Genomic DNA, 12,347 nt, shown 5'->3' with positions numbered 1-12,347 from the left:
TCTCCTGCGTCTCGCCTTTCTTGATCCGGAATGGCTGGTGAAAACAGCGACAGTCCTGTACAATTTCAAGAAACTGTTGTGGTTGTTAAGGCAATACGGTTGGAGAATAACGTGGACGGGCAAGTCTTTGCGGGAACGCGCATAGAAAGGGTGATGGCAAGTGTGCGGCAGCGCATTGCGTCACGCAGCCTCGTTCCGGGGGCCAGATTGCCGTCCGTCAGGGCGTTGGCAAAGGCCATGCAGGTGTCCACCTCCACCGTTGTCGAGGCCTATGACCGCCTTGTGGCGGATGGCACCATTAACTCACGTCCGGGCTCGGGTTTTTTCGTGGCGGGTCCGCTCGCGCCCCTGTCGCTCGCCGATATCGAGCCCCGGCTGGACAGGGCGGTGGATCCGCTCTGGGTGTCGCGGCAGGCGCTGGACGAGGGGGCGAACCTTGCCAAGCCGGGTTGCGGCTGGCTTCCCACATCATGGATGCCGGAACAGGCGCTGCGGCGGGCGATGAGGGGACTTGCCCGCGCGGATGCCTCGTTGCTGACGGATTATGCGAGCCCCATGGGCCTGCTGCCGTTACGCCAGCTCTTGTCCCGCAGGCTTGCCGAACATGGCGTGCAGGCGGGCGCCAGCCAGATCATGCTCACCGATTCCGGCACGCAGGCGATCGATCTCCTGTGCCGTTTCCTGCTACAGCCGGGGGATACGGTGATTGTCGACGACCCCTGCTATTTTAACTTCCACGCCCTCTTGCGGGCGCATCGGGTGAAAATCGTCGGCGTGCCCTATACGCCGGTAGGACCGGATCTGCCGCTTTTCGAGCAGGCACTGAAAGAGCACCAGCCGCGTCTTTATATCACCAATTCCGCGATCCATAATCCGACAGGCGCGAGACTTTCCGCTGTTTCCGCCCATCGCCTGCTGGTGTTGGCTGAACAGGCGGGCCTGACCATTATCGAGGACGATATTTTTGCCGATTTCGAAACGCAGGCGGCACCACGGCTGGCTGCTTTCGATGGCCTGAACCGGGTGGTGCAGATCGGTAGTTTTTCAAAAACACTATCGGCCTCCGTACGGTGCGGTTTCATCGCTGCGCCTCCGGCATGGGTGGAGGCCTTGACCGATCTGAAGATCGCCACCGCTTTTGGCGGAGCGCATTTTTCGGCAGCTTTGATCCTGTCGCTTTTGACGGATGGCAGCTATCGCAAGCATGTCGAGGCCCTTCGCCAGCGTCTTGCGGCGACGGTGCCAGAGGTCGCAGCGCGTTTGAAGGCGATCGGATGTGTGCCCTGGATCGAACCGCAGGCGGGCATGTTTTTATGGTGCCGACTGCCGGAAGGTGTCGATGCCGGCGATGTCGCGCGCCGGGCCCTGTCGCAGCAGGTGGTTCTGGCGCCAGGTAATGTCTTCAGTTCCTCCCAGAACGCATCGGGTTTCATGCGCTTCAATGTGTCGCAGATGGATGGCCCACAGGTGATGGCGGTGCTGACGGATGCCCTGCGCCAGGGGCTGGATCGTCGCCCATCCTGATAGCGCGGAGGAGAGGCGGAACAAAATCCTGTGAACGCCGTTTTCTCCCCAGAGTGAAGAGGAGGAAATACCATGACATTCGATCCCAACAACCCGCGCCCGGACCGCGATCTTCGCCCGGAACTGAATATCAGCAATGAACCGCGTGCGCGCACGTCGCCGTCCTGGGTGCCGTGGCTGGCGATTATCGTCGTCGTATTGGTGGGCGTTTTCGCTTGGTCGCAGATGAGCGGCCCGACCACTGATCCGGCCACGACGTCCTCAACCACAACGCCGCCTGCGGCAACGGATCAGGCACCGGCGCCCGCGACGCCGACAGTCCCGGCAACGCCGCCTGCCAACGATGCCGCACCGGCAAGCCCGAATACCGGCGGCACGCAGACGCAGCCGTAACCGGTTCAATGAACTGATAAAACCGCCTGCCTTCGAGGCAGGCGGTTTTGTTGCGACCTCTCTCTGGCCTCAGAGTTGCTCCATGGCGGAGGGGTGGTTGGACAGTTCGGACCAGCGGGTGATCGATTGTTCCGCGAGCGACGCAAGCGTAATGCTTCCGAACCGGGACAGGAGAATTGTCTCCGCTTCGTTCATCGCGTCGAAAAGTGCGGCATTGACGGCCTGCTCGATGACACAGTTCGGATTGTCGCCCGCCAGCCCGATCGAGAACAGTTCCGGCGCGCCGAGCGCCCGGTAGATATCGAGCAGCGTGATTTCGCTGAGCGGCCGTGCCAGAACCCAGCCGCCGCCATGGCCTTTTTCCGACGATACATAACCGCGCTCCCGCAGGCCTGCCATGGTTCTGCGCACCACCACCGGGTTGGTCTGAAGCATGGCCGCGATGCTTTCGGAGGTCGCGGCACCCTCGTGTTTTTCCATATGGATCAGAATATGCAGCACCCGTGAAAGGCGCGTGTCGTGTCTCATTGCTGCGTCCGTCTGTTTTTTGGCGATGCTACCAGTTTCCATGTGACGTAACAATATAAGTTGCATGACTATTGACTCCAAAAATCACGTAACAATATAAGTGTCGTGAATTTGACGAGCGCTTCCGGCTCAGTTTTTAAACGATAGGTGCATCATGAAATACGACGTCATCATCATCGGCGGCAGCTATGCCGGCCTGTCCGCCGCCTTGCAGCTCGGCCGTGCCAGAAAAAACATTCTGGTGGTGGATGCGGGCGAGCGGAGAAATCGCTTCGCCAGCCACTCCCACGGTTTTCTCGGGCAGGACGGCAAGGCGCCGGGCGACATCATCGCTGAGGCTCGGCGTCAGATCGAGCGCTACCCGACAATACACTGGGCAAAGGGCAGGGTGACCGATGCCGAAGGGGCCTTCGGTGATTTCGTCGTCGAGATCGACGGCGCCCGCCGCGAAAGGGCGGCCCGGCTCGTCCTTGCCATGGGCGTTACCGATGAATTACCTGAAATCGCCGGGCTGAAAGAACGTTGGGGCCTCTCCGTCTTCCATTGCCCCTATTGCCATGGATACGAGCTGAACCAGGGCAAGATCGGTGTCATCGCGGCCTCTCCGCTGGCCATCCATCATGCGCTGATGCTTCCCGACTGGGGCGAGACGACCTTTTTCACCAACGGCGTTTTCGTGCCGGATACAGATCAGAATGCGCTTCTATCGGCGCGGGGCGTTCGGGTCGAAAAAGACCGTATCGAAGAAATCGCGGGGCATGCGGATGTCGTTCTCGCGGACGGGCGCAGCATTGCGTTGGCCGGCCTCTTCACGCAACCGAGATTGAGGATCGCCTCGGACTGGATCGAAAAGCTCGGTTGCACCATTGAAGAGGGGCCGATGGGATCAACCATCGTTACGGACGCCATGAGACAGACTACGGCCCGCGGCGTCTTTGCCTGCGGCGATGTGGCAAGGCCCGCCGGCTCGGTCGCTCTTTCGGTGGGGGATGGCGCCATGGCAGGTGCTGCGGCTCACCGGTCGATCCTGTTCCCGGAATGACTAGAGCATTTCCAATAAAAGTGCGTAACGGTTTTACGTCCGGATAATGCGATAAAACAAAGAGATAGAGCACGTCCAACGATTCTGTTTAGACGGACGTGCTCTAGTGCGAAACAAGGTTTAGCCAGCGTCCCGGAGGCATGCCGAAGGCGCTCTTGAAGTGGCGGGTAAAATGCGCCTGATCCGCAAAACCACAGGCAAATGCCGTTTCGGCAAGGCCCGCACCCGCGCGCATCATGTCTTTGCATTTTTGCAGGCGTCGCATGATGAGATAGCGGTGCGGGCTCGTGCCGAACAGACAGCGGAAGTGCCTGAAGAGCGTGAAGCGATCAAGCCCGCTTATTTGCTCCAGCTCCTCTGAGCTGACCGTGACGGCGCTGTTCTCCAGCAAATAGTCCCGGCAACGGAAAACGGCGATCCGGTCCAGCCGCTTGATGGCTCTCTCGGTTCCGTTCGAATGTTTCCAGAGCAGATCCGCCAATCGCGATTGCCAGTCGGTCAATAACAGACTGTCCGGCTCGCCTTCGAGATTACCGAGAGCCTCTATCAGACATTGTCGGAATTCGTGGTCCTCAATAACGGGATTTCTTGCGAAGGGCAGCGAGTGAAATCCGGTTACCGCCTCCGTCGTTTTTTCCGGCGGAAGATAGAGCATGCGGTAGCGCAGGCCCTCATCGGTGCCCGCGCCGCCATCGTGAACTTCGTCCGGATGCAACACGATCACCTTTCCGGGCGTGCTGAAATGCGATTCACCGCGATAGGAAAAGGTCTGGACACCGGAAAGCGTAACGCCCAGCGCATAGGTGTCATGGCGATGCGGCGCATAGGCGTTGCCGTGAAAGCGCGCTTCTATGCGTTCAATGCCCTCACTGGAAGGCGCCTGCACGATCCCCTCGAATTTGCACGAACGTTCAAGATCAATGATGCGCGAAGCGTCTAGGGTCGTTTCTCTTTCGTAACCACAGCCAGATTGAGTTCGCATGTTTGATACCAAGATCGCCGTCATCCTTCGTGATGACCTTGCCGTGTGGCAAAAACTGAACGTCACCGCATTCCTCATGTCCGGGATTGTCGCCCAGACCAGGGAAGTCATCGGAGAACCATACCGCGACGGGGCGGGCAACGTCTACAATCCGCTTTCCGTCCAGCCGATTGTCGTCATGGCCACGGATCAGGAAGCGCTGCGCAAAATCCATCAGCGATCCCTGGAACGCGACGTGACGATATCGCTCTACATCGAGGAAATGTTCGCCACCGGTCATGATGTCGCCAACCGTCAGGTATTTTCGGAGTTTTCTCCTGATAATGCCAAGGTCGTCGGCATGGCACTGAGGGCAGACAAGAAAACCGTCGACAAGATCACCAAGGGCGCGAAGCTGCACGCTTGAGGATCGTGTCCAAATACGAAAAAGGGAGGCTGCAAGCCTCCCTTGTAAACGCAATGGCGATATGGGTACCGCTTATTCGTCGTTCATCTTCAGCGCAGCGATGAAAGCTTCCTGCGGAATTTCCACCTTGCCGAACTGGCGCATGCGCTTTTTGCCTTCCTTCTGCTTGTCCAGAAGTTTGCGTTTGCGCGTCGCGTCGCCGCCGTAGCACTTCGCCGTCACGTCCTTGCGCAGCGCGCGCACGGTTTCACGGGCGATGACCTTGCCGCCGATGGCCGCCTGGATCGGGATCTGGAACATGTGCGGCGGAATGAGTTCCTTCAGCTTTTCGCACATGCCGCGTCCACGCCGGTCGGCAGCCGAGCGGTGCACCAGCATCGACAGCGCATCCACCGGATCGCCGTTGACGAGGATCGACATCTTGACGAGATCGCCGGCGCGGTAGTCGGAGATGTTGTAGTCGAACGAGGCGTAACCCTTGGAGATGGATTTCAGCCGGTCGTAGAAATCGAACACCACTTCGTTGAGCGGCAATTCATAGGTGATCATCGCGCGGTTGCCGACATAGGTCAGCTCGGTCTGAAGGCCGCGCCGGTCCTGACAGAGCTTCAGGATACCGCCGAGATATTCGTCGGGCGTCAGGATCGTCGCCTTGATCCACGGCTCGCGGATTTCCTTGATCTTCACGACGTCAGGCATGTCGGCCGGGTTGTGCAGTTCCTTCTCGGTGCCGTCGGTCAACGACATTTCATAGACAACCGAAGGCGCTGTCGCGACGAGGTCGAGATTGAACTCGCGCTCGAGGCGTTCCTGAATGATTTCGAGGTGCAGCAGACCGAGGAAGCCACAACGGAAACCGAAGCCGAGAGCGGCGGACGATTCCATTTCGAAGGAGAAGGAGGCGTCGTTGAGGCGAAGCTTGCCCACCGCCGCGCGCAGGTCTTCGAAATCCGCAGCGTCGACGGGGAAGAGACCGCAGAACACCACGGGCTGCGCAGGCTTGAAGCCGGGCAGGGCCTGCGTCGTCGGGCGCTTGTCGTCGGTAATCGTGTCACCCACGCGCGTATCGGCGACTTCCTTGATCGAGGCCGTGATGAAGCCGATTTCGCCGGGGCCGAGGCTGTCGACATTGACCATCTTCGGGGTCAGCACGCCGATGCGCTCGACGCCGTATTTCGCGCCCGAGCCCATCATGCGGATCTGCTGACCCTTGGTCAGTACGCCGTCGATGACGCGCACGAGAACCATGACGCCGAGATAGGTGTCGTACCAGCTGTCGACCAGCAGGGCCTTGAGCGGTCCGTTTTCGCCAACATCGCTCTTCGGCGGCGGCAGGCGGTTGACGATTGCTTCCAGAACATCGGGAATACCAAGCCCGGTCTTGGCCGAAATCAGCACAGCTTCGGAAGCATCGATGCCGATCACTTCCTCGATCTGTTCCTTGATACGATCGGGTTCGGCGGCCGGCAGATCGATCTTGTTCAAGACCGTCACCAGCTCGTGATTGTTGTCGATCGCCTGATAGACGTTGGCAAGTGTCTGCGCTTCCACACCCTGCGACGCATCCACCACCAGCAGCGAGCCTTCGCAGGCCGAAAGCGAGCGGGAAACCTCATACGCAAAGTCCACGTGACCGGGCGTGTCGATGAGGTTCAGCACATAGATCTCGCCATTATTCGCCTTGTAGTGCAGGCGCACGGTCTGGGCCTTGATGGTGATGCCGCGCTCGCGTTCGATATCCATCGAATCGAGAACCTGTTCCGACATATCGCGCTCGGCAAGGCCGCCCGTCGACTGGATCAACCGGTCGGCCAGCGTCGATTTGCCGTGATCGATGTGGGCAACGATCGAGAAGTTGCGGATATGGTCCAGGGGAGTGCGGGTCGAATTTGTGCTCATGTCCCGCGCTATAGCAGGGGCTTCTCATGCCGCAAAGTGGGAATTTGGTTAAAAGCCTTTTAAAATGGGCTTTTTAGATCGCAAATTGCTCCGGCCAGTCGCGGCGGGTGGCAACCTGCCCCTCGGTTCTGAGCCTTGCGACAGCGGTAAGATCGATATCGGCGATCAGGAGGCTGCTTTCCGTTACCGCGTCGCTCTCGCTTTCCGCAACGATGCCGGATGCCGGCATGCCGTAATCAGGCGGCACGTAAAGTGCGGCGCGGCCACGATTTTCATCGACGGCGGGAGACCATGGGGCCTCGCCCGCAGTCGGGGAGGAGAGGACGGCATATTGGTTTTCCAGCGCCCTGGCCTGCGCGCCGATGCGCATCCGATAAGCGCCCGCCAACGTGTCGGTACAGCTGGGAGCGAGAACCAGTTCGACGCCAAGCTCTGCCAGCCTGCGGCCAAGCATCGGAAACTCGTTGTCGTAGCAAATGAGGATGCCGAGCCTGCCGATCGGCGTCTCGAAGGCTTTCAGGCCCTCGATGCCGGCATGAATGTTCCATTGCTCCCGCTCGAAGCGGGTCATGATCTGCTTGTCCTGATAGCCGATCAACCCGTCCGGGCCGAACAGCCAGGCGCGGTTGCGGAACTTGCCATCGGCGTCTTTAACCGGTGCGCTGCCCGGCTGGAACAGGATTTGATGTTGCCGCGCCAGCTCTTCGCAAAGCTCGACCCAGGAAGGGATAAGCGGCTGTATCTCCTCGATGGAGCGGTGCAGATCGGAGCGCGCATCGGGCGGCAATTGCCCGGTCAACGCCATGGCCGAATATTCCGGCAACAGCAGCAACTCGGCGCCCTTTTCTTTGGCCTCGCGCACGATGGCGGAAAGATGCGCGGCGTAACCTTCCCATGTCTCGATCAGTTCGATGGCGTATTGGCTGGCGGCGAGGCGCGTCATCTGTTTCCGTCTCCGGCGGCGATGTTCTTCATCCAGAAGGACAGGGGTTTAGGACTTTCGGTGCTCTCGTCGAGATCCCGCCAGGTGAAGCTGGTGTGCAGTTCGGGGTGGCGGCGATAGCCGCGTTTTTCCCAGAAGGAATTCAGCGGCACGTAATCCGTCGGCCGGCGCGGATGGTCGGCGGGCCGCTCGACCGCGCAAAAGGTGCACCAGTCGAAGCCGAGCCATTTTGCATGGGCCTCCCGCTCCTTGAAGAACCGCACGCCGAGGCCGTGACCGCGATAGCTGGGCAAAAGCACGCTTTCACCGAAGTAAAATATCCGGTCCGTATCGTGACCACCTTCAACGAAGGGCGCTTGCACCTCGTGGGTTTCCGCAGCCATCGGCATGCCGGTAGACATGCCCACCACCTGCTCGCCATCGAGCGCCAGCACGAAAACCGAGCCTTTCGTGTCGGCATAGGTCGCGAGATATTTGCGCTCATGCTCCAGTGTGCCGTCATAGAGATAGGGAAAGGCGCAGAACACCTCGATCCGCAGGCGCGCAAGGTCATCGAAATAGGGCGCGGCATCGATGCCGGAAAGAGACTTGATTTCGACGGTCATGGGCATTTCACTTTCGGTTGCACTGGTTATACCGTCATGGAAAACCCGCGCAAGCATTGAACGGAGAAGACGATGACCGCCACTGAGACCATCCGCGCCTATTACGATGCCTTCAACCGTCAGGACATGGATGCTTTTCTGGCGCTTCTTCATGACGAGGTGGTGCATGACATCAATCAGGGCGAACGCCAGACCGGCAAGGCCGCTTTCGCCTCCTTCATGGACCATATGAACCGCTGCTACAGGGAAAATCTCACCGACATGGTCATTATGGCGAGCGAGGACGGCAAGCGCGCCTCTGCGGAATTCATCGTGAACGGTGAATATCTCGCAACCGATGAGGGTCTGCCGGAAGCCGATGGCCAGACATACGTGCTGCCGGCCGGTGCATTCTTCGACCTGAAGGACGGGAAAGTTAGCCGAGTAACGAACTACTATAATCTGAACGACTGGATTGCCCAGGTCGGCGCCTGAGGCATCGTTTGCCGTACGGAACCGGCGTCAACAGATCAATATAATTTCCATTATAATGGATATTGACTCCATCATCTGAGAATGCAATTCTCCCATGATGGAAAACCAAGACGACATTCTCGAACGTTCGATCGGCGACCGCATCAAGATGTTGCGGGCTGAAAACGGCCTGACGCTGGACCGGCTCGCATCCGAATCTGGTGTCAGCCGCGCCATGATTTCCCGGATCGAACGTGGTGAGGCTAGTCCCACGGCCGCGTTGCTTGCCCGCATCTGCGCGGCGCTCGGCCTGTCGCTCTCCGGCTTTTTCGCCGAAAACGAAGAGGCTGTTTCCCCGCTGGTGAAAAAGCGCGATCAGCAGCTCTGGAAAGATCCGGAGACCGGTTATGTGCGCCGGTCCATATCCCCGCCACGCATCGGTTCCGATGTCGATATCGTTGAGGTCGAGTTTCCGGCAGGCGCGCGCGTCGGTTTTCCGCCGCATGTGGCAAGCCGTGGAATGACGCAATATGTCTGGCTTTTCGAGGGTGTGCTGGAAATGACGAGCGGCGGAGTTGTCCACCGGCTGGAACCCGGCGATTGCCTTTTCATGCCGGTGGGTGAGGGGCATGTTTTCCACAATCCCACCGAAAAACCCGCCCGTTATGCCGTCGTGCTGGATCAAAGACAGCGCTGATTTTTCCCGACAGGAGTTATTATGACCACCATCCGTGTGTTGAACGGGCAAGAGACCATCGATGCCTTGCCGGAACTTTGCGATGTTCTCGCCGCCTGCGTGAATGGCGGCGCATCCGTCGGTTTCATGTTGCCCTTTTTCCCGCAAGACGCCGAACCCTTCTGGCGGACCGTCGCGGAAACGGTGGGCGAAGGCGGCACCATTCATGTCGTGGCGGAAGTGGATGGCAAGGTGGTTGGCACCGTACAGGTTGGTCTTGCCTCAAAGCCGAACCAGCCGCATCGCGGTGATCTGATGAAGCTTCTCGTACATCCTCTGGCGCGTGGGCTGGGGCTTGCCCGCATGCTCATGCAAAAGGTGGAAGAGGAGGCGGCAAAACGTGGCCGTACCCTTCTGGTGCTGGATACGGCCACGGGCAGCGATGCCGAGGCGATTTATCCCCGTCTCGGCTGGGAACAGGTCGGTGTCATCCCCGATTACGCGCTGTTTCCTGACGGGCGCTTTTGCGGCACGACCCTGTTCTACAAGCGGCTCGGTTAGGCCTTTCAGACTGCCGTCTTACTGACCCGGCTTCAGCGTGCGGTTGAAGGCGGTGACGATCATCGTCTGCAATTGTGCATGAATGTCCTTGCGGTCGCGCGGCCCGGCCGGTTCGCAGATCGGATCGCGCTCGCCGACGGATTTGAGAAATGCGTCGGCATCCGGCTTGCAGAGGGGCAGGAAGCTGAAGTGATCGGCCTCATCAACCTGCTGATAGGTGGCGGCGGGAACCTGCGCCGCAAGCTTGTCCGCAAGCACGGCCGGCGGTATTTTGCCCTTGCTGCCAAGATTGATGAAGGTCAGCGGAATATCGATCTGTCTCAGGCTGTCCGGCTGGAAGGCCAGCGCCAGACCCGGATCGACCAATATGGCGGAACGGATGCGCCGATCGCGGTTCTGTTGCTCGAAACGGGCCTTGTCGATGGTTCTGAGATCGAGCTTGGGCACGCTGACCGACGTGTCATTCACATAACCGCGCCCACCTGCAAACCACTGGCAATCCATCATTGCCGCATCCTTTTCACAATAGCGCACATAGGCGTCGAGATCGGCGCGTGCACCTGATATCTCCATCGCGGCACTGCCGCCCAGCGAAAAGCCGAGAACGCCGATGCGCTGCGCATCGATCGCGCCGGACCAATTTCCTTGCGTGGTCAAGGCCGTGACGATCGTGGAAAGGTCGTTCGTCCGCTCCCAGATTTTCGGTGTATCGGCGGGGGTGGAATCGCCGCTGGTCGTGCCGGGATGATTGGTTCCCGCAACGATGAAACCTTCGCTGGCGAGTTTCGCTGCTATCCAGGCCATACCCTCAGCGCGAGAGCCGGACCCGTGCGAAATCAACACGAGGGGGAAATGGCCGTCCTTAATGGTCGCGTCCTTCCGAACCGCCGTTCCCTGAAAGATGCGGTTCTCGGCGGAAAGCGCCGGTGTGCCGTCTCCATCCTTGGCCGGGTACCAGATCGTGACATCAAGGTTTGTGTTCCGTGCCTTGGAAGAAACCGGGATCGTGGTAGACCCGACATCCTCCACAGCAAATGCCTGTGGGGAAAACGCCGCACAAATCAGAAGTGCGGCAAGGGTGCTTTTCAGTGTCATGAGAGTCTCTCCGTTTGACAAAGTGATGCTCCCGTTTTCTCTTTGGGGTGAATAAATGCGTCCTTGATCGCGTTAAAGGTCGTACCGAAACACGATCTGGTCCATGAAAGTGCAATTATCGTCGCTCCGGGATCTTTCGTCCGTGCTTTTCATTCCCCTACCTTTCGTTGTCGCACTTCTACTGGTCGTTATGTTCATCGTCTTCTTTAGAGGCGGAGACGATGTGCGGGCCAACCGGGCTTTTCTGGCGCTTATCGCCCTTTGCGCCGTGCAATCTGTTCTTGTTGGCCTGCGCTGGGGTTATGGCGTGAGCGAAGCGCGTTATGTTTTGCCGGTCCTGGCCGCCTGCCTGCCGCCTCTTGTCTACATCGCCTTTCGTGGATTGATGGGGGTTGCGGCGGAAAGCAGGAGAGCGATGCTTGCCGGCCTTCTCCTGTCACCGCTGTTTGTCGTCTTTCTGGAGTTCGTTTTCCCTGTCGCGATCGACTTTGCGCTGATCGTCATTTTTGTCGGGCACGCTGTTGCCCTGCTTTTTCTGGCAGGAAAAGGCCCGGATGGGCTGGACGAGGCGCAATTTGCCAGCGTCGCATCGGCGCACAAGGCGCTCATTATTGCCGCGGTCGCTCTTTGTGTTTCCGCGCTGTTTGATCTTCTGGTGTTTTTCGATTTCGAGTGGGCGCATGGGGAAAATGTCGCCGCACTTGTCAGCAATGCCAATCTTCTCGGGCTTCTGCTGATCGGCCTCATGGCCGCTCTGGCCGGCAAAAGCAAAGCGCCACAAATGGCGGCAGAACCGGCCGCGGAACTGCCAGCACCGGCGGAGCCTTCGGAGCAGGACCGGGATGTCGTCGAAAGGCTCGATCGCTTGATGGAGGCACAGACGCTCTACCGCGACGAGAACCTCAACCTGTCACGGCTTGCAAGACGCCTCGGCCTGCCGAGCCGGCAGATTTCCGGCGCCATCAACCGCTCCCTCGGCGTCAATGTCTCGCAATATGTCAATCAGCTCCGCATCCGCGAAGCCTGTCGCCTGCTGGAGGAGACGGAGCAGTCGGTGACCGCGATCATGCTGTCATCCGGTTTCCAGACGAAATCCAACTTCAATCGGGAATTTCGCCGCGTCACCGGCATGAGTCCGGTGGAATGGCGGGAACGGCAAGTGTGGAAGCTGGTCTCGCCAAACAAAAACGGCCACCCGGTAAATGCCGGATGACCGTTTGACGATGGGTCGCACAATGAC

The 12,347-nt window shown here is 59.3% G+C and carries 13 protein-coding genes and 1 pseudogene; 8 read left to right on the top strand and 6 right to left on the bottom strand.

Going from position 1 to position 12,347, the window contains the following annotated elements; all coding sequences use genetic code 11:
- The first annotated feature begins 111 nt into the window (after window positions 1-111).
- Window positions 112-1,524, top strand: a complete 1,413-nt coding sequence (locus QSK43_RS02120; protein ID WP_332302119.1) for an aminotransferase-like domain-containing protein — start codon at window positions 112-114, stop codon at window positions 1,522-1,524.
- 72 nt (window positions 1,525-1,596) lie between these two features.
- Window positions 1,597-1,917, top strand: a complete 321-nt coding sequence (locus QSK43_RS02115) for a hypothetical protein (RefSeq protein ID WP_045018172.1) — start codon at window positions 1,597-1,599, stop codon at window positions 1,915-1,917.
- Window positions 1,918-1,986: 69 nt separating this feature from the next.
- On the opposite strand, the gene QSK43_RS02110 is transcribed toward QSK43_RS02115, so the two are convergent.
- Window positions 1,987-2,445 (bottom strand): Rrf2 family transcriptional regulator, encoded by a 459-nt coding sequence (locus QSK43_RS02110; RefSeq protein WP_045018174.1) that lies wholly within the window; start codon window positions 2,443-2,445, stop codon window positions 1,987-1,989.
- Window positions 2,446-2,599: 154 nt separating this feature from the next.
- Between QSK43_RS02110 and QSK43_RS02105 the strand changes: the two genes are divergently transcribed.
- Window positions 2,600-3,487: an NAD(P)/FAD-dependent oxidoreductase gene (locus QSK43_RS02105; RefSeq protein ID WP_332302118.1), complete on the top strand. Its 888-nt coding sequence runs from the start codon at window positions 2,600-2,602 to the stop codon at window positions 3,485-3,487.
- Window positions 3,488-3,590: 103 nt separating this feature from the next.
- Here QSK43_RS02105 and QSK43_RS02100 read toward each other — a convergent pair whose 3' ends face one another.
- Window positions 3,591-4,373: an AraC family transcriptional regulator gene (locus tag QSK43_RS02100; RefSeq protein ID WP_332302237.1), complete on the bottom strand. Its 783-nt coding sequence runs from the start codon at window positions 4,371-4,373 to the stop codon at window positions 3,591-3,593.
- 94 nt (window positions 4,374-4,467) lie between these two features.
- Between QSK43_RS02100 and QSK43_RS02095 the strand changes: the two genes are divergently transcribed.
- Complete coding sequence (locus tag QSK43_RS02095) at window positions 4,468-4,875, top strand: DUF2000 family protein (RefSeq protein WP_332302117.1); 408 nt, start codon at window positions 4,468-4,470, stop codon at window positions 4,873-4,875.
- Window positions 4,876-4,947: 72 nt separating this feature from the next.
- Here QSK43_RS02095 and lepA read toward each other — a convergent pair whose 3' ends face one another.
- From lepA to QSK43_RS02080, 3 genes are all read right to left on the bottom strand, one after another.
- The gene (gene lepA, locus QSK43_RS02090; RefSeq protein WP_332302236.1) at window positions 4,948-6,786 is read right to left on the bottom strand and encodes a translation elongation factor 4; all 1,839 of its coding nucleotides are present in this window, start codon (window positions 6,784-6,786) and stop codon (window positions 4,948-4,950) included.
- 61 nt (window positions 6,787-6,847) lie between these two features.
- A complete protein-coding gene (locus QSK43_RS02085; protein ID WP_332302116.1) occupies window positions 6,848-7,717 on the bottom strand; it encodes a carbon-nitrogen hydrolase family protein in 870 nt (289 codons plus the stop codon).
- Window positions 7,714-8,322 (bottom strand): GNAT family N-acetyltransferase, encoded by a 609-nt coding sequence (locus QSK43_RS02080; RefSeq protein WP_332302115.1) that lies wholly within the window; start codon window positions 8,320-8,322, stop codon window positions 7,714-7,716. The genes QSK43_RS02085 and QSK43_RS02080 overlap by 4 nt, the downstream gene beginning before the upstream one ends.
- A 72-nt stretch (window positions 8,323-8,394) precedes the next feature.
- Here QSK43_RS02080 and QSK43_RS02075 point away from each other — a divergent pair, with 72 nt between their 5' ends.
- The 3 genes from QSK43_RS02075 (at window position 8,395) to QSK43_RS02065 (ending at window position 10,012) form a co-directional block, all read left to right on the top strand.
- Complete coding sequence (locus QSK43_RS02075) at window positions 8,395-8,796, top strand: ketosteroid isomerase-related protein (RefSeq protein ID WP_332302114.1); 402 nt, start codon at window positions 8,395-8,397, stop codon at window positions 8,794-8,796.
- 94 nt (window positions 8,797-8,890) lie between these two features.
- Complete coding sequence (locus tag QSK43_RS02070; RefSeq protein WP_332302113.1) at window positions 8,891-9,472, top strand: helix-turn-helix domain-containing protein; 582 nt, start codon at window positions 8,891-8,893, stop codon at window positions 9,470-9,472.
- 21 nt (window positions 9,473-9,493) lie between these two features.
- Window positions 9,494-10,012 carry a GNAT family N-acetyltransferase gene (locus QSK43_RS02065; RefSeq protein ID WP_332302112.1) on the top strand — a complete coding sequence of 173 codons (519 nt, stop codon included), beginning with the start codon at window positions 9,494-9,496 and terminating at the stop codon, window positions 10,010-10,012.
- Window positions 10,013-10,030: 18 nt separating this feature from the next.
- On the opposite strand, the gene QSK43_RS02060 is transcribed toward QSK43_RS02065, so the two are convergent.
- Complete coding sequence (locus QSK43_RS02060) at window positions 10,031-11,107, bottom strand: alpha/beta hydrolase family protein (protein ID WP_332302111.1); 1,077 nt, start codon at window positions 11,105-11,107, stop codon at window positions 10,031-10,033.
- A 142-nt stretch (window positions 11,108-11,249) separates the two neighbouring features.
- Here QSK43_RS02060 and QSK43_RS02055 point away from each other — a divergent pair.
- A pseudogene (locus tag QSK43_RS02055) lies at window positions 11,250-12,309 on the top strand (helix-turn-helix transcriptional regulator).
- Window positions 12,310-12,347 lie beyond the last annotated feature (38 nt).

This window comes from Rhizobium sp. GR12, from assembly GCF_036596185.1.
Taxonomy (GTDB): domain Bacteria; phylum Pseudomonadota; class Alphaproteobacteria; order Rhizobiales; family Rhizobiaceae; genus Agrobacterium; species Agrobacterium nepotum.
Note: the sequence above shows the minus strand (reverse complement) of the source record. Positions and strands in the feature narration are given on the sequence as shown.